Origin of the sequence: Arthrobacter sp. ZBG10, from assembly GCF_001238605.1 — a bacterium.
Classification (GTDB): Bacteria; Actinomycetota; Actinomycetes; order Actinomycetales; family Micrococcaceae; genus Arthrobacter.
On the sequence record NZ_LFQH01000009.1, the window covers coordinates 106,791 to 125,362 of the forward strand.

Sequence of the window (18,572 nt, forward strand, 5' to 3'; positions counted from 1 at the left end):
GTAGGGGTTCAGTTCACGACGGTGCGGGAACCGCACGAGAGCAGGTAGTTGCGGGTGCGCTTGGCGATGGGCATCGGCACATCGAAGGCCACGGGGTACATGTCCTGTTCCACGATCCCGAAAATGGGGCGGTTCAGGGCTTCCACGGCTTCGATGACGGCGCGCAGGTCCGGCAGCCCGTTGGGCGGCTCGGTCATCACTCCGGCCAGGTTGGCGGCCGCCCACGTCATGTTCTCGTCGTTGACCTTTTTGAGGATCTCCGGGTTGATCTGCTTCAGGTGCAGGTAGCCGATCCGGTCCGGGAAGTTCTTGATCAGTTCAAGGCTGGAGGCACCGCAGTATTCCGCGTGGCCGGTATCCAGGCACAGGTTCAGGTACTTGGCGTCCGTGGCGGCGAGCAGGTGTTCGATGTCTGCCTGCGCGCCCACGTGGGAGTCGGCGTGCGAGTGGAACTGCTGGTTCAGGCCGAAGTCCTCCAGCAGGGTCTTGCCCAGCCGGTTGTGTCCGGCGAACAAGTCGGCCCAGGCCTTTTCGGTGAGTTCGCCGCTTTCCACGGCTTCGCCGGTGACGTCGTCGCGCCACATGGCCGGGATGACCACGATGTGCTCGCCACCCATGGCAGCGGTCAGTTCCGCCACCTTGCGGGCCGGCTCCCAGGCGGTTTCCCACTGGTCAAGGCCACGGTGGAAGGCGGTGAAAACGGTGCCGGCGGTGACCTTCAGGTCGCGCTGCTTCAGTTCCTCCGCCAGGCGGGTGGGGTCGTTGGGCAGGTAGCCGTAGGGGCCCAGTTCGATCCACTTGTAGCCGGACTCGGCTACTTCGTCCAGGAAACGCTCCCAGGGGGTCTGCTGCGGGTCATCCGCGAACCAGACACCCCAGGAGTCCGGCGCGGTGCCGATGATCAGTTTGTTCTCTACGTCGGTCATGACAGCGGTGTCTTTCTCTGGTGGGACGTGCGCCGGGGCGTCAGTTGGAGGGGAAGTTGTAGGAGGCGCCGGAGGCGGTTTTGGGTTCCGGCCAGCGGGAAGTAACGACTTTTCCGCGGGTGTAGAAGGAGACGCCTTCTGGACCGTAGATGTGCTTGTCGCCGAAGAGCGAGGCTTTCCAGCCGCCGAAGGAGTGGTACGCCACCGGGACGGGCAGGGGCACGTTGATGCCGATCATGCCGACGGTCACGGAGCGCTGGAAGGTGCGGGCGTGGGCGCCGGAGGAGGTGAAGATCGCGGTGCCGTTGCCATAGGGGTTGGCGTTGATGAGGTTGATGCCGGCGGTGAGGTCCGGGACGCGGACCACCACGAGGACGGGTCCGAAGATTTCCTCGTTGTAGGCGGTCATTTCGGTGTTGACGTGGTCGATCACGGTAGGGCCGACCCAGAAGCCTTCTTCGTGGCCGGGGACAACGAGGTCGCGGCCATCCACCACCATGGCGGCGCCGGCGGTTTCGGCTTCGGTGACGATCCGGATGATGCGTTCCCGGGAGGCGGGGGTGATGACCGGGCCCATTTCGGCGTCGGGTGCGGTGCCGTTGTTGACCTTGACGGCTTCGGCGCGTTCCTGGACCTTGCTGACCAGTGCGTCGGCGGCGTCGCCAACGGCGACGGCCACGGAGATCGCCATGCAGCGTTCCCCGGCGGAGCCGAAGGCAGCGGCAGCGAGGTGGTCGGCGGCGTTGTCAAGGTCGGCGTCGGGCATGATGATGGCGTGGTTCTTCGCCCCGCCGAGGGCCTGGACGCGCTTGCCGTGCCTGGTCGCTGTTTCGTGGACGTACTGGGCGATCGGGGTGGAGCCGACGAAGGAGATGCCGTCCACGTCGGGGTGGGTCAGGAGGCCGTCGACGGTTTCCTTGTCGCCGTGCAGGACCTGGAAGACCCCGTCGGGAAGGCCGGCGTCCTTCCAGAGTTTCGCGAGGAGCATCGAGGCGGAGGGGTCACGTTCGGAGGGCTTAAGGATAAAGGCGTTACCGGTGGCAATGGCCATGGGTGCCATCCAGAGCGGAACCATCACGGGGAAGTTGAACGGGGTGATCCCGGCGACCACGCCGAGGGGTTCGCGGAAAGAGAAGACGTCGATGCCGGTGGAGACCTGGTCGGAATAGTCGCCCTTGAGCAGGGTGGGGATCCCGCAGGCGAACTCGATGACTTCCAGGCCGCGGCCGATCTCGCCTTTGGCGTCGGAAAGGACCTTGCCGTGTTCGGCCGTGATCAGTTCGGCGAGTTCGTCCACGTGCGCGGCGACGAGCTCACGGAACTTGAAGAGCACGGCGGTGCGCTTGGCCAGGGAGATGTCGCCCCAGCTGTCCGCGGCCTTGCGGGCGGCGGCGACGGTGGTGTCCAGGTCGGCACGGTTGGCCAGGCGGAGTTCGCCGGACACGGCACCGGTGGCCGGGTTGTAGACCGGCTGGGTGCGGGTGCCAACGCCGGCGGTCTGGGCGCCGTTGATGAAGTGGTTGATGGTGGTGGTCTGCGTGGAGGTGAGCGTCATGGGACTCTTCCTTGAGTGGTGGGAGGTTCGTATGCTGAAGTGCTGCCGGCCGGGTTCAGCCGAGGAATGTGCGTTGCCGGCTCTTGTGCTCGACGTAGGTCTGGAAGGCCGCTTTGGTGGAGTCCAGTTCGGAGACCTGGGATACGGGAACGTCCCACCAGGACTCGGAGGATGGGGCGTCCAGGAGCGGATCGGATTCGATGTGGATCAGGATGGGTCCGCCGCGTTCGGGGGCGGCCTTGGCGTCCCCGATGGCTTGTTCGAGCTGGGCAATGACCTTCTCGCCCGGCTCGATCCGGATGACCTTCACGCCCAGGGATTCGGCGTTCAAGGCCAGGTCAACGGGCAGGACCTCGCCGTCGTCGAACGAATGCTGCTCATTGTCCAGGACCCGGTACTGCGTCCCGAACCGCTGGGACCCCAGGGACTCGGACAGGGAACCGATGGAGGCGTAGCCGTGGTTCTGGATCAGGACCACAATCAGCTTGATCCGTTCGGCGACGGCGGTGACCAGTTCGGTGTGCATCATCAGGTAGGAGCCGTCCCCCACCATGACCACCACGTCGCGGTCCGCGCCGCCGGCCGCGGCTTCGGCCAGGGCGGCACGCTTCACGCCCAGGCCGCCGGGGATTTCGTAGCCCATGCAGGAGTACGCGTATTCCACGTGGTAGCCGAACGGGTCGCGGACCCGCCACATCTTGTGCAGGTCCCCCGGCAGTGACCCGGCAGCGCAGATCACCACATCCTGGGGGTTCATGGCTTTGTTGGTGGCGCCGATGATGGCGTTCTGGCTGACCAGCGGCGCGTATTCCTGGGCGAAGGCTTCGTCAACGGTGGCGTCCCAGCGTTTCTTCTCCGCTGCGACCTGCGCTTCCAGGTCGGCGCCCACGCGGTAGCCGCCCAGGGCTGCGTTGAGTTTGACCAGTGCCTTGCGGGCATCCGCGACGATTGGCAGGGACGTGCCGTGCTTGTACGCATCGATGGCTGCCACGTTGATGTTGATGAACCTGACGTCCGGGTTTGCGAAGGCTGTCCGGGATGCAGTGGTGAAGTCCTCGTAGCGGGTTCCGATCCCGATGATCAGGTCGGCTTCGGCAGCGATGGCGTTTGCCGCCGTCGTACCGGTTGAGCCGATGGCGCCGAGGGAGTGTTTGTGGTCCCATGGCAGGACGCCGACCCCGGCCTGGGTGTTGCCCACCGGGATGCCGGTCAGTTCGGCGAACTTCGCGAGTTCCTCGTTGGCGTAGGCGTACAGGACGCCGCCGCCGGCGATGACCAGCGGGCGCTTGGCGGCGCGGATGGCCGCCACGGCGCGGCGGATGTCGTCGTCGTCGGCTTCGGGGCGGCGGATCCGCCATTCGCGTTCGGCCAGGAACTCCCCGGGGACGTCGAAGGCCTCGGCCTGGACGTCCTGCGGCAGGGAGATGGTGACGGCGCCGGTTTCGGCGGGGTCGGTCAGGACGCGCAGGCCGTGGTGGAACGCGGAGAACAGCTGCTCCGGGCGGGTCACCCGGTCGAAGAACTTGGACAGTGGCCGGAAGGCGTCGTTGACGGTGAGGTCATACGCGTAGGGCTGTTCGAGCTGCTGCAGGACCGGGTCGGCGGCGCGCGTGGCGAACGTGTCGGAGGGCAGCAGCAGGACCGGGAGCCGGTTGGTGGTGGCCAGGGCGGCGCCGGTCAGCAGGTTCGAGGAGCCGGGGCCGATCGAGGTGCTGATGGCGAACGTCTGGCGGCGGCGGGTGTGCCGGGCGTAGCCCACTGCCTGGTGGACCTGGGCCTGCTCGTTGCGGCCCTGGTAGTAGGGCATGATGGCCGGGTCAAGGTGCTGGTACTGCTTGAGCGCCTGCCCAACACCGGCCACGTTGCCGTGCCCGAAAATGCCGAAGGTCCCCGGGATCAGGCGTTCGCGGTAGTCCACGCCGTTGACGGAATCGACGGTGTACTGCTTGGACAGGTATTCGACGACGGCCTGCGCCACCGTCATCCGGCGGGAACCTGTTGTCCCGGTTCCTGTGATGGTTGCCATGAGGGCCTACTCCGATGCTTCGGCGGTGTGGACTGATGTGGTGTGGTGCAGGAGGGAAGCGGCGGCCGCAACGGCGCCTGCCACATCGCCGTCCTGCGGGTAGAGCAAGGTGCGGCCCACTGTCAGGCCCTGTACGCCGGGCAACGCCAGCGCTGCCTGCCAGGTGGCAAACACCTCGTCCTGGGTCCCGGCAGGGTCCCCGCCCAGCAGGACGGTGGGCAACGTGGTGGCCGCCATCACGCGTTCCATTTCGGCCACAACGGGCAGCTTCATCCAGGTGTAGGCGCTGGTGGAGCCCAGGCCCTGCGCGATGCCAACGGATTTGACCACGGCGTCGGCGGACAGGTCGTTGCGTACCCGGCCCTGCCCGTTGCGGACCGACAGAAACGGTTCCACCATGGCGATGAGTCTGCGTTCCGCGAGGGAGTCGATGGCCTTGGCCGTGGACTCGAGGGTAACCACCGTGTCCGGGTCGCCCAGGCAGATGCGGGTCAGCATCTTCCCGCCATCGGCACCCAGAGCCGCCAGCGCCGCAGCGGTGTGGCCGGTGAAACGGTCATCAAGCTCGTTGACCAGGCCGGCCAGGCCGCCCCGGTTCATCGAACCGAAAACGAGTTTGCCCTCCAGTGCGCCCAGGAGCAGCAGGTCGTCCATGATGTCCGGGGAGGCCAGCACCCCGTCAACGGCCGGGTTGGCCAAGGCGATCTGGAGCCGGTCCAGCAGCAGGCGGCGGTCCGCCATCGCTACAGGGTCGGGACCAACGGCCAGGGCGCCGCGGGCCGGATGGTCCGCTGCCACGATGAAGTTCTGCCGGCCGTATTTCAGGCCGGGGTGGCGGCGCCGGGCCTTCGCGGCGCGGGCCACAGCGTCCGGGTCTTCCAACCGCAGGGTGCTCAGGTGCGCGTAGCGGCGGGGATCATCATCGACCGCGGTGGTGGGGACGGAGGTGACGGTCACAGCGTTGCTCCTTCGGTGGCGAACCGGCCGGGGACCAGGCGTCCGCGTTCGGCCAGCAGCGAGGTGACCTCGTCCGGCGTCGGCATGGCATCGGCGCAGGACAGCCGTGAGGCGACGATGGCCCCGGCAGCGTTGGCGTAATCCAGGACTTCAGCCAGCGGCCACCCGGAGAGCAGGCCGTGGCAGAAGGCACCGCCAAACGAGTCGCCGGCACCGAGCCCGTTTACGGTCTCCACGGGAACCGGGGCGGAGACAACACGCTCCGTGCGGGTTTTTGCCATCACGCCCTCCGGGCCGAGCTTGACCACGGCGATTTCGACGCCGGCAGCGAGCAGCCGGTCGGCCTGCTCATCCGGGGTGCCCTCGCCCACGGCGACAGCGCATTCCTTGTCGTTGCCGATCGCCACGGTGGCGTGCGGCAGGATCTTTGCGACCTCCGAGCGGGCCTCTTCTTCCGATGCCCAGAACATGGGCCGGTAGTCGAGGTCCAGGATGGTGAACTGGCCCTCCTTCAGGCCTGTGCGGGGGCGGGCTTCGTGGGCGGCGGCGTGGGCGCTGCGGCTGGGCTCCTGGCACAGGCCGGTCACCGTGGACCAGAAGATCCCGGCATCGCGGATGGCGTCAAGGTCGAGCCCGGAGGCCTCGATCTGGAGGTCCGGCGCGGTGGGGAACCGGCCGTAGAAGTACAGCGGGAACTCGTCGGTGGCCGGCTTGATCGCGCAGAACGTCACGGCCGTGGGAAGATCCGGTACCGGGGAGACAAAGGCGTCGTCCACATTGAACTTATGCAGCTCACGGTGCAGGAAGTTACCGAACGCGTCATCGCCCGTCCTGGTGATCACCCCGGCCTTCCGGCCATGCCGCGCAGCAGCAACTGCCACATTCGACGGCGATCCACCAAGGTACTTCCCGAAGGACGTAACGTCCTCCAGGTCCACCCCGATATCGTTCGGGTAGATATCAACGCTGATGCGCCCGATCGTAAGAAGCTCATGGGTCACGGTAATCGTGGACCTTTCTGGTGTGAAACTCTGGACCTCTGAAACTGCAGGAGCTCCGGAACTGGCAGGCCGTGGCGGGGGCCACACGCACTACTTTGCCTTAGATCGAATGTCCTGTCAAAGGTTTGTACTGACATGCTTACAACGAACATTTCGGCTGTCGGAAAAGTCCACCGGAACCGCCGGCGTGCTACTTTGCCGGGACCGCCAATTCGCCGGTGACATACTGCGCGCGACCGAATCCAAACGACCAGTCGCCGGCCGTATTTTCCACATAGCCGATAAAAACGTCCTCACCGGCGACGCCCACCGTGGCGAGTTTTCCGGCCACTGCAGCGAACAGCCGCTGCTTGGCCTCCTGCGAACGGCCGCCCTGCGTGAAGATCTGGATCATCACCACTCCCCCGGTCCGCTCGAAGCCCAGGCCTGCATCCTGGGCAACGATCTGGCCTGCAGGATGCTCGGTCAGGATATGGAAATAGTCCCGCTCCGGAATGCCGTACTCGCCAAGGATGGCGTCGTGGATCCCGCGGCTGAGCCGCTGCAGATCCTGGCGGCTGCGTCCTTCATTAACATCAATGCGTACCAGTGGCACTTTTTCTCCTTCAGCAAAGTTTGTACTGACATACTAACAAACTCGCCATAATTGCCACAAGGCTCGAAACCCTTGCGATGGTCCACCGCCGGGCGTACTCTTAATCAATCAAGTAGTTGATAAACAAATCAGTTGATTAGAAAGCAGGTTCCAGTGGACGCCAGGGACGAAGCTCTCGACTCGGCCTTTATGGCCCTGGCGGATCCCGTCCGGCGCGGCATCATCGCCCGGCTGAGCCGGGGGGCGGCCACAGTGAACGAACTCGCGGAACCGTTCGACATTTCCAAGCAGGCAGTTTCGCGGCACATCCAGGTGCTTGAGCAGGCGCAGCTTGTCACCCGCAGCAGGGACGCCCAACGGCGGCCCGTCCACCTGAATCCCGCACGGCTCGAGGCGCTTACCGCGTGGATCGACCAGTACAGGCTGGTCCGCGAAGCGCAATTCCGCAGCCTGGACGCCGTACTCCAAACCAACGCCGCCAGCCGCGGCACCCAGGAGAAGGAACCATCATGAGCAATCCACTCAACCTCACCATTCCCGAAGGCCTGCCCTTCATCGACTCCGAGCGGGAGTTTGATTTCCCCGTCGCCGACGTCTTCCGGGCGCACAAGGAGCCGGACCTGATTGCCCAGTGGCTCGGGCCGCGCGGGCTCAAGATGAAAATCGACCACTACGATTTCCGCACCGGCGGCAGCTACAGCTACCTGCACACAGGGCCCGACGGCGTGGCGTACCAGTTCAGCGGCGTTTTCCATACCGTCAGGGAAAATGACTTCGCCATCCAGACGTTTGAATTCGGCGGCTACCCTGACGTGGTCAGCATCGAGTTCATGACGTTTGAGGACCTCGGGAACGGCCGTACCCGGCTGAGGGGCCATTCGGTTTATCCGTCCCTCGAGGCCCGCGACGGCATGGCGCAGTCCGGCATGGAGGGCGGCATGACGGAAGGCTACGAACGCCTGGACGAGCTGCTCAGCGGCGCAAAAGTCTAGGCGCCAGCGGCACGGAGACCAGCGTACGACGACGGTCCGGTCACCTCCGCTGGGAAGGTGACCGGACCGCCGTCGTACTTAAACAAAAACGCGGGGCCACCTGCCGTCCAAGAGGATGGCAGATGGCCCCGCGCTCTGTGCTGTGAACCTAGAGGGCTGCGAAGACTTCGCGCAGCAGCGTGGCGGTCTCGGACGGCGTCTTGCCGACCTTTACGCCGGCGGCCTCGAGGGCTTCCTTCTTGGCCTGGGCGGTGCCGGCCGAGCCGGAGACGATGGCGCCTGCGTGGCCCATGGTCTTGCCTTCGGGAGCGGTGAACCCGGCCACGTAGCCTACAACGGGCTTGGTGACGTGGGCCTTGATGTAATCGGCTGCACGCTCTTCGGCGTCGCCGCCGATTTCACCGATCATCACGATGGCCTTGGTCTCGGGGTCGGCTTCGAACGCGGCCAGGGCGTCGATGTGCGTGGTGCCGATGACGGGGTCGCCGCCGATGCCGATGGCAGTGGAGAAGCCCAGGTCGCGCAGTTCGTACATCATCTGGTAGGTCAACGTACCGGACTTGGACACCAGGCCGATGGGGCCCTTGCCGGTGATGTTTGCCGGGGTGATGCCCACGAGGGCTTCGCCGGGGGTAATGATGCCGGGGCAGTTAGGTCCGATGATGCGGGTGACCTGGTTGCCTTCTGCGTCCACCTTGGACTGGGCCAGGGCCCAGAACTCTGCAGAGTCCTGCACGGGAACACCCTCGGTGATGACCACTACGAGGCCGATGCCGGCTTCGATGGCTTCAACAACGGCGTCCTTGGTGAATGCCGGCGGAACGAAGACGATGGAGACGTCTGCGCCGGTTTCGGCGATGGCTTCCTTGACGGTGCCGAAGACGGTGATTTCCTTCTCGCCGTGCAGGACCGTGGTGCCGGCCTTGCGGGCGTTGACGCCGCCAACAATGTTGGTGCCGGCCTTGAGCATCAGGGCGGTGTGCTTGGTGCCTTCGCCGCCGGTGATGCCCTGGACGATGACCTTGGAGTCTTTATTGAGGTAGATAGACATTGTCGCGTCCCTTACTTCGCTGCGTTGGCGAGTTCGGCGGCCTTGTCGGCGCCCTCGTCCATGGTGGCGGCCAGGGTAACCAGCGGGTGGTTGGCCTCGGTGAGGATGCGGCGGCCTTCTTCGACGTTGTTGCCATCGAGGCGGACCACCAGCGGCTTGTTGGCGGAGGCGCCCAGTTCGGCCAGCGCGCCGACGATGCCCTTGGCCACGGCGTCACATGCGGTGATGCCACCGAAGACGTTCACAAAGACGGCCTTGACCTGCTCGTCGCCCAGGATGACGTCCAGGCCTGCGGCCATGACCTCGGCGGAAGCTCCACCGCCGATGTCCAGGAAGTTGGCGGGCTTGACGTTGCCGTGGCCTTCGCCGGCGTAGGCCACAACGTCGAGGGTGGACATGACCAGGCCTGCACCGTTGCCGATGATGCCCACTTCGCCGTCCAGCTTGACGTAGTTGAGGTCCTGGGCCTTGGCCTTGGCCTCGAGGGGATCCGCTGCGTCCTTGTCTTCAAGGGCGGCGTGCTTGGGGTGGCGGAAGTCGGCGTTCTCGTCCAGCGAGACCTTGCCGTCCAGTGCCACGATGTCGCCGGCGCCGGTGCGGACCAGCGGGTTGACCTCCACCAGGGTGGCGTCTTCCTTCTTGAAGACATCCCAGAGCTTGAGGATGACCGCGGCGACCTTGCCGCGCAGTTCCTCTGAGAAGCCTGCAGCGGCGACGATTTCGTCGGCCTTGGCCTGGTCGATGCCCACAGCGGGATCGACCGCGATCCTGGCCAGCGCGTCAGGGCGTTCGACGGCGAGCTGTTCGATTTCCATGCCGCCTTCAACCGAGCACATGGCCAGGTAGTTGCGGTTGGCACGGTCCAGGAGGACGGAGAAGTAGAATTCCTCGGCAATGTCGGCACCCTGGGCAATCATCACCTTGTTGACGGTGTGGCCCTTGATGTCCATGCCCAGGATGTTGGTGGAGTGCTCAAACGCCTCATCGGCGGTCTTGGCAACCTTCACGCCGCCGGCCTTACCGCGGCCACCGGCCTTGACCTGTGCTTTGACAACAGTCACGCCGCCGATTTTCTCGGCAGCTGCTTTTGCTTCTTCTGGGGTGTACGCCACGATGCCGGCAAGCACGGGTACACCGTGCGCCTCGAACATATCGCGCGCCTGGTATTCAAACAGGTCCACGGTTTAGTGTCCTTCTACGTCGAAGTAGTTTCTGTACAGTCGGGCACCATCACAGATGATGACCGGGCTGCGGAATGCACGCACCGGCGGCCTGTTGGAAACAAGCCACGCGGCGTAATGCTCCATGGGGAACTCTAGTCCTTTGATGGGACCGGGCCGTTCCAGACTACCCCTTATGTGAGGAAGCACACTATTCTATGGGACGTAGAAAAACCGCGTGAATACGCGGAATTTCAGGGCTTGGCGGGCGCCGGAGAGGGGGTACCGGCGGGAGCCTGGATCAACTCGTATTTCCCGGGCGAAACGAAGAATCCGACGCCTGCCGAAACGTTTCCGCACGCCACCCCGCCGTTGTAGGCGGAGCAGCGCAGCCCGTTCCGTTCCAGGTTTTGGCCGTCCGCCAGGACGGGCAGTTCGGCCATCACGCCGGCCTTGGAACCGCGGGGTCCGTAGGCAGCCTCCAGCTGTGTGACGCCGGAGCGGCATTCACCGTAGCCCGCCTTGTCAGGGGACAGCAGCGCGACCCCACCCAGGTACCCCAGGCCCGTACCGGCGCAGTCGTCCTTGACGTCCTCCGGCAGGGGCACCGGATAGGTGGCCAGTTCGCAATGGGCCACGGGGACGATGGCGAGTTTGTTGTTGGCGGCGTCGCTGTAGTTGTTCTGCTCGTAGGGCAGGTCGAGGTGCTCGCCCCGGGCTGAGGTGAGGGCGCAGGCCACTGTCCGGTCAGCGGTGCTGAAGGTCAGGGCGTCCTGCCCGGATCCGAACGGTTCCGGGTCAGTCAGTGGCGCCTGTTCCAGCTGCGCCAGGGGCGCCAGCGGAGCGGGCGGGGCGTAGCCGGGATCCTCGGTGGTGATCGAGCACGCCGAAACCCCCAGCAGCACCAGTGCGGCCAGGAACCCCAAGACAGTCCGTCGCATGGCCTCCATTATGCCCGGCGCGGCGGCCAGGGGATGCCCGTCGGCCCGGGACAATCGCTCAGGTAGCCGCTTGCGGAACGGCACTTTCCACAACGTCCGCAGCCACATCCGCTGGATCTGCCGCGGCGGGTTGCTCCTGCACTGACAGGGCCCGCTGCCGCCAGCCCGGGTCGCCGAGGATCCGGGTGACTGCTGCGGCAATGGCTGCAGGTGCGGGCCGTTCCGTGCGGAGGTTGATGCCAACCCGCGCATATTCCACCCGGGCGTTGACATCGCTTTTGCCTTCATTGATGCCGGCCACCACCAAGGGCACGCCTTTGGACAGGCTCAGCTGGACGCCGCCGAATCCGCCGTTGGAGACGAAGACGTCAGTGAATTCGAGGACGCGCGGGAAATCGACGTAGTGGCGGATCACCACGTTGGGCTGCGGGTAGCGTGCCTGGAGGGCTTCGGTTCCGCGTCCGCCGGTGGCAACAATCACCAGCATGCCAAGGTCTTTGAGGGCTTCGAGGGCCGGCACCATAAGCTTGTCCGGGTCCACATTGTCCACGGTCCCCTGCGTGACCAGCACTGTTGCGGCGTACCCGGTGGGCCAGTCTTCTTCCCCCGCACCGGGCTGCGGTGCCCGGTACGGCAGCAGCGAGCCAACGTACCTGACCTTCGGGTTCGCGTGCCGGCGGGGAAAGTCGAAGGACTCCGTACCGGTCTGGATGATTGCGGCCGAACAGCGGTACGGTTCATCGGTCAGCCGTCCCTCCCGGGGTACCGGCTGGCCATAGGCGGCGTGTTGGGAACCGCCACAAAATTGATCACCGGGGTGCCCAGCAGATGGGAAAGCAGGCGGTGGACGAACATGGTGGCATCCACCACAGCCACGTCGAAGGGAAAGTCCGCGCGAATCCCGCTGATGTCCTCGAAGAAATTGGTGATGTTGCTGGCGAAGACCTTCTCCCCGTCGAAGCCGATTGCCCGCGGGCCTTTCAGCCTGGCGCGCTCCGGGTAAAGCTCCGTAAGGTTACCGGCCCGGTGTTCGATGGCCCGTGTGAACGGGAGCAGGGGGATGCCCAGGTCGCGCAGCTTCGCTGTGAAGACGGGACCGGTGTACCAGCGAACGTCGTGCCCGCGCTCCTTGAGGCGCATTGCCAGGCCCGTCATGGGGTTGAAATGGCCGTCAATCGCCTGGCTGGCAAAAAGGACTTTCATCGTCCCGCTCCGTTGTGAGCCGAAATCCCGCGCCGAAGTGCTGTGGCGGCGCAGGTTCCTGAAGAATAGCGCTGCCTCCGCGGCCGGACAAGGCTGCCAACCCGGCGGCGCGGGAGCCTATGCGTCCAGTTTGGTCAGTGGCGCGTAGCGGAGCAGCAACCGCTTCTCGCCGACGTCAAACTTCACCTTGGCAACGGTTTTATCCCCTGTTCCTTCCAGGGCCAGGACCGTCCCGTTGCCGAAGCTGGTGTGGTTGACCTTGTCCCCCACACTGACGGCGATGACTTCCTTTTGCGGCTGCACCCGGTTTTTCGCGATGATCGCGGGAACATCGGCATTGAACCCTGCCGAAGAGTCGGCGGCGGCCCCGCGGGACGTCCCGGCGCCCCAGAACGAGCCGTTGTAGCGCCCCGAGCCGATGGCTCCGCCGCTGACGAAGGATTGCCTGCTGCTTCCTTCCCGCTTCCAGTCAACGAGGTCGGCGGGGATTTCCTCCAGGAACTGGCTGGCGGGGTTGTACTGGCTTTGGCCCCACATGCTGCGGACCTCCGACCGGGTCACGTACAGGCGCTTGCGGGCCCGGGTGAGGCCCACGTAGGCCAGCCGGCGTTCCTCGGCCAACTCCTTGGGGTCGGTGGCGGAGCGCTGGTGCGGGAAGAGGCCGTGCTCCATACCGGTCAGGAAGACCACCGGGAACTCGAGCCCCTTGGCCGTGTGGAGGGTCATGAGGGTCACCACGCCCAGGCGTTTGGCCTCGGCCACGGCGGCGTCGATGTCGGCACCGGGCGCGTCCGGGATCTGGTCCGCGTCCGCCACGAGGGAAACCTGTTCCAGGAAGGCGCCCAGGGAGCCTTCCGGGTTTTCCTGTTCGTATTCGCGCACCACGGCCACCAGTTCGGCGAGGTTTTCCACCCTGGACTCGTCCTGCGGATCGGTGCTGGCGCGCAGGGTTGCCAGGTAGCCGGTCTGTTCCAGGACAGCTTCGAGGGCTGCTGCGGCGCCGGAGCCGGCGGCCACCTCGGCGAGGTCGTCCAGGAGTTTCACAAACCCCAGCACGGCGTTGACAGAGCGGGTGGCCATGGCGGGGGCCTGTTCGGCGCGGCGGGCTGCGGCCATGAACGAGATGCGTTCGCGGCTGGCGAGGGCCGCCACCGCCCCTTCCGCGCGGTCGCCGATGCCGCGTTTGGGTTCGTTGAGCACCCGGCGGAGGTTGACGTCGTCGTCCGGGTTCACCAGGACGCGGAGGTAGGCCAGGGCGTCCTTGATTTCCTTGCGCTCGTAGAAGCGGGTTCCGCCCACCACTTTGTACGGCAGGCCCACCCTGACCAGGACATCCTCGATGGACCGGGACTGGGCGTTGGTGCGGTAGAAAATGGCGACATCGCCGGGGCGGAGGTTGTCCTCGTCCTGGAGCCGGTCGATCTCCTTGGCGATGAACTGGGCCTCGGCGTGTTCGTTTTCGCCCACGTAGCCGATGATTTTGTGGCCTTCGCCTTCAGCGGTCCACAGTTTTTTGTCCGGCCGGTTGGGGTTGCGGGAGATCACCGAGTTGGCCGCGCTGAGGATGTTCTGGGTGGAGCGGTAGTTCTGCTCCAGCTTGATGGTCCGGGCCTGCGGGTAGTCCTTCTCGAACTCCACGATGTTGCGGATGTCGGCGCCGCGGAAGGCGTAGATGGACTGGTCGGAATCGCCGACGACGGTGAGTTCGGACGCTCCCGGGCCCTCACCCACGATTTCCCGGACCAGGGCATACTGGGCGTGGTTGGTGTCCTGGTATTCGTCCACCAGGACATGCCGGAACCTTCGGCGGTAGGAGTCGGCGAGCGCCGGGAATGCCCGGAACATAAAGACGGTCTCGGCGATGAGGTCATCGAAGTCCATGGCGTTGGCCTGGCGCAACCGCTGCGTGTAGCCCTTGTAGACGTCCGCAACGGCACGTTCAAAGGGGTCGTTGTGGTTGGCGTCGGAAGCATACGAATCGGCGTCGATGAGTTCGTTCTTCAGCGCGGAGATTTTGTGCTGGATGGCTTTGGGCGCGAACTTCTTGGGATCGAGGTCGTGCGCCTTGGACACCTGCGTGACCAGGCGGAGGGAATCCGCGGAGTCGTAGATGGAGAAGTTGGATTTGAGGCCCACGTTGGCCGCCTCCTGCCGGAGGATCCGCACGCAGGAGGAATGGAACGTGGAGATCCACATGATCTTGGCGCGGCCGCCCACCAGCACTTCGATGCGTTCGCGCATTTCGGCGGCAGCCTTGTTGGTGAAGGTGATGGCCAGGATCTCGCCGTGGTGGGCCCGGCCCGTGGCAATCAGGTAGGCGATCCTGTTGCTGAGCACGCGGGTTTTGCCGGACCCGGCACCAGCCACGATCAGCAGCGCCGACCCGGAGTGCCTGACGGCTTCGTCCTGCTCCGGGTTCAGCCCTTCCAGCAGCTTGGCTGGGTCCAGGCCGTGGTGTCCGTGGCGCTGCCCGGCCGCGTTGGCGCCGGCGTTGTGCCGGTCTCCGGCGGACAGGCTACCGCCTGGTCCGGCCACCGTGGACGTCCCTTCGGGGACCGCCCTGGTGCGGGTTGACGCTGCGGGGGCGGCCTTGAAAGGTCCGTCGGAGTAGGGGTCAAACAACATATCCATGGTGCCTACAAGTCTAGGCGGTGGGACTGACACCTACTTCCAGCCTGTGGATGACGCGGCCGGAACGGGACCCCGGCTAGGCCACCGACGCGGACTCGAGGGCCGCACGCAGCTCGCGGACCGCCGTCGTTCCGCCTGCCACAAACCATTCCAGCCCGTTGACCCGGACGGTGTCCACGGCCCCGCCGGCCGCGCGGACAATCGCCTTTCCGGGCAGCCAGTCCCACTCCGGGCAGCTGTGCTGGAACCAGCACCCCAGCTGCCCGTCGGCCACGCGGCCCAGGTCGCAGGAGCCGGACCCCAGCATGCGGAGGGCAGCGGCGGTGGTGGCGGCAGCGTGCCAGGGCATGGCGCACATGGGGTCCATCAGCCAGTTGGGGTGGATGTAGGTGGCGGCGCCGAGTTCGGCTGCAGGCGTGGCGTTGCGCTGTCCGCCGTTGTCCCGGAACACGGTCAGGACCTCGCCGTTCAGGGTGGCCGGGCGCGCAGTGCCGCCCAGCCACAACTTGTCCTCCTCAGGCTGGAAGATGGCGCCCAACACCACGTCGGAGGAGTCCTTCAGCGCGATGGCGGAGCACCAGTAAGTGGAGCCGTGCAGGAAGTTGTACGTGCCGTCCACGGGGTCGATCACCCAGGTCCGGCCGCTGGTGCCCGGCACGGAGGCGCCTTCCTCCCCCAGGATCCCGTCCTGGGGCCGGCAGCGCTGCAGCTGCCCCAGCACATAGGCCTCCGCGGCGTGGTCCGCTGCGGTCACCACGTCCGAGACGGAGGTCTTCTGCTGCGACTGGAGCCCGGCCATCCGCATCAGCAACGCAAGGTTTCCGGCTTCCCGGACCAGGGCTGCCGCCAGCTGGTAATCGTCCAATGCGGGGTCAAGTTCAACGGCGCTGTGCCTGCCAATGGTCATGGTTTCAGTTTATGGGGCGGGATAATGGGGTTATGGCCAAAACCCCCGCCCAGCGCATCAGGAAGCACGGATCCAAAGCGGTGGTGCCGCAGCACCGGCTCCCGCCGGTGCTGAACCCCACCACCTCCCGGACGCCGGAGAAGGCGCAGAACAACACCAACCTGATCCTGATCGCGGGCGTGGTGGCCAGCCTTTTCCTGTTCTGGTACGTGCACCTGCTGACCCTGGACCAGCTCCGCCAGCTGACCGTTGGCCTGGCGATGCCCGACTCGCTGGTGGGCGGTTTTGATCCCGCGTACATCGACCGGCTGCACAGTGTGATGAATGACGACGCCCGCGGGCAGTTGAACTACGTCCACAAAACTGCCGGCACCCTGTTTCCCCTGATTTTCGGGTTCACGTGGCTGCTGCTGATCGGCACCAACGTTGCCCGTAAGGCCCTCCGGTGGGCGCTTTGGGCCCTGCCGCTGCTGTTTGTGGTGGTCCGGCTCTGGGCCAACGTGGCCATTGACGGCATGCTGGCCACGGAACCAGCCGACCCTGGACAGGTGGCCCTCGCCTCGGTCCTCACCGTGGCGGGCTGGGTGTTGCTGGTCCTCAGCCTGCTGGCCGGTGGTGCAGCAGTGGTGCTGCGGACCCGGAAGCGCAAGACCGCAGCCTAACCCCGCAGCTGCTTGCGCTGGCGGTGAACCCGCCGCGCGATGACCAGGCCTGCCGTGGCAATGCCCACTGTCACCGGATAGCCCATCAGCCGTTCCAGGGTTCCCGGCTCGGGCACGTCCATGCCGGTAAGTCCGCCCGTCGCCAGCGCGGCAAGGGACACCGCGCCGCAGGCGAGGATGAACCAGGCCATGGCTGTTTTCCGCAGCCACAGTCCGCCCAGGACCAGCAGGGCCGCCGCCCCGGCCAAGAAATACACCACAGCGCCGATGTAGTGCCACGCGGATCCTGCGTCCTCGGGCACCAGCCCCACCACCACGGTGCCCACACCGGCTGCGCCCGTCAGCAGGCGCACGGCGATGGCAGCCCGCCAGGGTGCGCGTCGGCCCGGCTCAACGCGGGCCCCGGGCCGGGCCGCTACGCACAGCAGCCCGGAGGTGAGCAGGATGGCGCCCAGCACCATGCCCAGCCCCTGGACCACAAAGGAAGCGTTCATCAGCCAGTTCAGGGGCGAACAGACGTCCCGCCCGTCGTACACACCGCAGTGCAGCGCGCCGAGGTCGCTGATGTAGCCGGTCCGCAGGTCATAGGGCAACGGTCCCGCCCACGCGGCGATCACCGCCGCTTCGGCGGCGAAATACTGCAGGACGCTCAGCACCGCCCACGCGCCCACGTACTGGCGGGTGGCGGCGGTGTCCGGAACCAGGGCTGCCGCGGGCGCGGCGGACGGGGCGGAATTCATGCCTTGAGCGTAGTACGGCTCCGCACCTTGTATGCTTGTATCCGTGTCCGGCCGGACTGCCTCGCGGTTCACGGAACGCCCGCCCTCGTAGCTCAGTGGATAGAGCACGGCTCTCCTAAAGCCGGTGTCGTTGGTTCGATTCCAATCGAGGGCACTTGAATGAACTGCCTCCGGAGTTTGATCTCCGCGCCTACCTCCTGGGTGGCCCGGCCAGCCCGGTTACCGGCACCTGGGTGGTGGAAAGGGACCTCCTGGACCGTGCAGCAGGCACCCGCGGAACCTTCGCCGGCGTCGTCCGCTTCAGTCCCACGCCCGACGGCGGCCTGGCCCTCCGGGAAGAAGGCACCATGCGCTGGCCTTCCTTCGTGGGCCCCGCCTCGCGGGAGTACCTCCTGCGCCCCGCCGGCCGGGCCGACGCGCTGGACGTGTTTTTCCCGGACGGCAGGCCTTTCCACCGGATGGGCTTTGCCCCGGAGGCCAACGCGGCAAGCCATTGGTGCGACCCCGATGCATACCGCGTGGCGTATGCCTACGAAAACGCTGACCGGTTCAGTTACACCTGGGATATCACCGGCCCCCGCAAGGACCTGGAACTCGCCTCGCGCCTGCACCGCAGCCAGGGGACGGACGCATGAAGCACCGCATTGTGGTGTCCGCCGTCTGCGTTTTTGATCCTGCCGGCCGGCTCCTGACCGTCCGGAAACGCGGCACCGGCATGTTTATGCATCCCGGCGGCAAGCCCGAAGCCGGCGAGACGGCGGTCCAGGCCGCTGCCCGGGAACTGGCCGAGGAAGTGGGCATCGGTATCGACCCGGCGCTCCTGCAGCCCATGGGCGTGTGGATCGCCGACGCCGCGAATGAGGCGGACACGGACATCGAAGCCACCGTGTTCCTGGCGCCGGGAACCTGGCAGGCCAGCCCGTCCGCCGAGATCGCGGAAATCCGCTGGCTGGACCTGGCCGCGGCCTGGCCCGCGGACCTGGCCCCGCTGCTCACGGACCACATCCTGCCGGCACTGGCCGCGGGCCCGGCCCGGTAACCTGCTACGTCTCCGGGACGGCTTCCTGCGCCACTGCGGTGGCTTCGGCGAACTGGGTCCGGTACAGCTCCGCGTACCGGCCGTCGGCTGCGAGCAGGCCGGTGTGGGTGCCCCGCTCCACGATCCGGCCGTCCTCCACCACCAGGATGGCGTCGGCGGCACGGATGGTGGACAGCCGGTGGGCGA

At 66.1% G+C, this 18,572-nt stretch carries 20 protein-coding genes and 1 tRNA gene; 6 read left to right on the plus strand and 15 right to left on the minus strand.

What is annotated here, in order from left to right; all coding sequences use genetic code 11:
- Positions 1-8: 8 nt before the first annotated feature.
- From ACU18_RS02500 to ACU18_RS02525, 6 genes are all read right to left on the minus strand, one after another.
- Positions 9-926 carry a sugar phosphate isomerase/epimerase family protein gene (locus ACU18_RS02500; RefSeq protein WP_050683956.1) on the minus strand — a complete coding sequence of 306 codons (918 nt, stop codon included), beginning with the start codon at positions 924-926 and terminating at the stop codon, positions 9-11.
- A 40-nt stretch (positions 927-966) separates the two neighbouring features.
- Positions 967-2,481: a CoA-acylating methylmalonate-semialdehyde dehydrogenase gene (locus tag ACU18_RS02505; protein WP_050683957.1), complete on the minus strand. Its 1,515-nt coding sequence runs from the start codon at positions 2,479-2,481 to the stop codon at positions 967-969.
- 55 nt (positions 2,482-2,536) lie between these two features.
- Positions 2,537-4,465, minus strand: a complete 1,929-nt coding sequence (gene iolD, locus ACU18_RS02510; RefSeq protein WP_050683958.1) for a 3D-(3,5/4)-trihydroxycyclohexane-1,2-dione acylhydrolase (decyclizing) — start codon at positions 4,463-4,465, stop codon at positions 2,537-2,539.
- 48 nt (positions 4,466-4,513) lie between these two features.
- Positions 4,514-5,464, minus strand: coding sequence for a Cgl0159 family (beta/alpha)8-fold protein (locus ACU18_RS02515; protein WP_050683959.1), 951 nt, complete (start codon positions 5,462-5,464; stop codon positions 4,514-4,516).
- A complete protein-coding gene (iolC, locus tag ACU18_RS02520; protein ID WP_050683960.1) occupies positions 5,461-6,465 on the minus strand; it encodes a 5-dehydro-2-deoxygluconokinase in 1,005 nt (334 codons plus the stop codon). The genes ACU18_RS02515 and iolC overlap by 4 nt, the downstream gene beginning before the upstream one ends.
- 190 nt (positions 6,466-6,655) lie before the next feature.
- On the minus strand, positions 6,656-7,060 hold the full coding sequence (locus ACU18_RS02525) for a tautomerase family protein (protein WP_050683961.1): 405 nt from the start codon (positions 7,058-7,060) through the stop codon (positions 6,656-6,658).
- Positions 7,061-7,249: 189 nt separating this feature from the next.
- On the opposite strand from ACU18_RS02525, the gene ACU18_RS02530 reads away from it, so the two are divergent.
- Together ACU18_RS02530 and ACU18_RS02535 are read left to right on the plus strand one after the other, a co-directional pair.
- Positions 7,250-7,573: a metalloregulator ArsR/SmtB family transcription factor gene (locus tag ACU18_RS02530; protein WP_082178144.1), complete on the plus strand. Its 324-nt coding sequence runs from the start codon at positions 7,250-7,252 to the stop codon at positions 7,571-7,573.
- Positions 7,570-8,052, plus strand: coding sequence for an SRPBCC family protein (locus tag ACU18_RS02535; RefSeq protein ID WP_050683963.1), 483 nt, complete (start codon positions 7,570-7,572; stop codon positions 8,050-8,052). The genes ACU18_RS02530 and ACU18_RS02535 overlap by 4 nt, the downstream gene beginning before the upstream one ends.
- Before the next feature lie 148 nt (positions 8,053-8,200).
- On the opposite strand, the gene sucD is transcribed toward ACU18_RS02535, so the two are convergent.
- The 7 genes from sucD to ACU18_RS02570 form a co-directional block, all read right to left on the minus strand.
- Positions 8,201-9,103: a succinate--CoA ligase subunit alpha gene (gene sucD / locus ACU18_RS02540; protein ID WP_050683964.1), complete on the minus strand. Its 903-nt coding sequence runs from the start codon at positions 9,101-9,103 to the stop codon at positions 8,201-8,203.
- An 11-nt stretch (positions 9,104-9,114) separates the two neighbouring features.
- Positions 9,115-10,284, minus strand: a complete 1,170-nt coding sequence (gene sucC / locus ACU18_RS02545; RefSeq protein WP_050683965.1) for an ADP-forming succinate--CoA ligase subunit beta — start codon at positions 10,282-10,284, stop codon at positions 9,115-9,117.
- Between the two features lie 233 nt (positions 10,285-10,517).
- Positions 10,518-11,213, minus strand: coding sequence for a hypothetical protein (locus ACU18_RS02550; protein ID WP_050683987.1), 696 nt, complete (start codon positions 11,211-11,213; stop codon positions 10,518-10,520).
- 49 nt (positions 11,214-11,262) lie between these two features.
- Complete coding sequence (locus ACU18_RS02555; RefSeq protein WP_050683966.1) at positions 11,263-11,775, minus strand: glycosyltransferase; 513 nt, start codon at positions 11,773-11,775, stop codon at positions 11,263-11,265.
- Positions 11,776-11,948: 173 nt separating this feature from the next.
- Entirely contained in the window at positions 11,949-12,407 is a 459-nt protein-coding gene (locus ACU18_RS02560) for a hypothetical protein (RefSeq protein WP_050683967.1), read from the minus strand.
- Positions 12,408-12,524: 117 nt separating this feature from the next.
- Positions 12,525-15,032, minus strand: a complete 2,508-nt coding sequence (gene pcrA, locus ACU18_RS02565) for a DNA helicase PcrA (RefSeq protein WP_442853700.1) — start codon at positions 15,030-15,032, stop codon at positions 12,525-12,527.
- A gap of 82 nt (positions 15,033-15,114) precedes the next feature.
- Entirely contained in the window at positions 15,115-15,945 is an 831-nt protein-coding gene (locus ACU18_RS02570; RefSeq protein WP_050683969.1) for an inositol monophosphatase family protein, read from the minus strand.
- Between the two features lie 32 nt (positions 15,946-15,977).
- Here ACU18_RS02570 and ACU18_RS02575 point away from each other — a divergent pair, with 32 nt between their 5' ends.
- The gene (locus ACU18_RS02575; protein WP_050683970.1) at positions 15,978-16,607 is read left to right on the plus strand and encodes a hypothetical protein; all 630 of its coding nucleotides are present in this window, start codon (positions 15,978-15,980) and stop codon (positions 16,605-16,607) included.
- Here ACU18_RS02575 and ACU18_RS02580 read toward each other — a convergent pair.
- The gene (locus ACU18_RS02580; protein WP_050683971.1) at positions 16,604-17,347 is read right to left on the minus strand and encodes a DUF998 domain-containing protein; all 744 of its coding nucleotides are present in this window, start codon (positions 17,345-17,347) and stop codon (positions 16,604-16,606) included. The two genes, ACU18_RS02575 and ACU18_RS02580, sit on opposite strands and share 4 nt — an antisense overlap.
- An 81-nt stretch (positions 17,348-17,428) precedes the next feature.
- Here ACU18_RS02580 and ACU18_RS02585 point away from each other — a divergent pair.
- From ACU18_RS02585 to ACU18_RS02595, 3 genes are all read left to right on the plus strand, one after another.
- A tRNA-Arg gene (locus ACU18_RS02585) sits at positions 17,429-17,501 on the plus strand.
- Position 17,502: 1 nt separating this feature from the next.
- Positions 17,503-17,982, plus strand: coding sequence for a DUF6314 family protein (locus tag ACU18_RS02590; protein ID WP_050683972.1), 480 nt, complete (start codon positions 17,503-17,505; stop codon positions 17,980-17,982).
- Complete coding sequence (locus ACU18_RS02595; RefSeq protein ID WP_050683973.1) at positions 17,979-18,386, plus strand: NUDIX hydrolase; 408 nt, start codon at positions 17,979-17,981, stop codon at positions 18,384-18,386. The genes ACU18_RS02590 and ACU18_RS02595 overlap by 4 nt, the downstream gene beginning before the upstream one ends.
- Positions 18,387-18,390: 4 nt before the next feature.
- On the opposite strand, the gene ACU18_RS02600 is transcribed toward ACU18_RS02595, so the two are convergent.
- Positions 18,391-18,572: hypothetical protein (locus ACU18_RS02600; protein WP_050683974.1), on the minus strand; the 182-nt coding region annotated here is incomplete at its 5' end.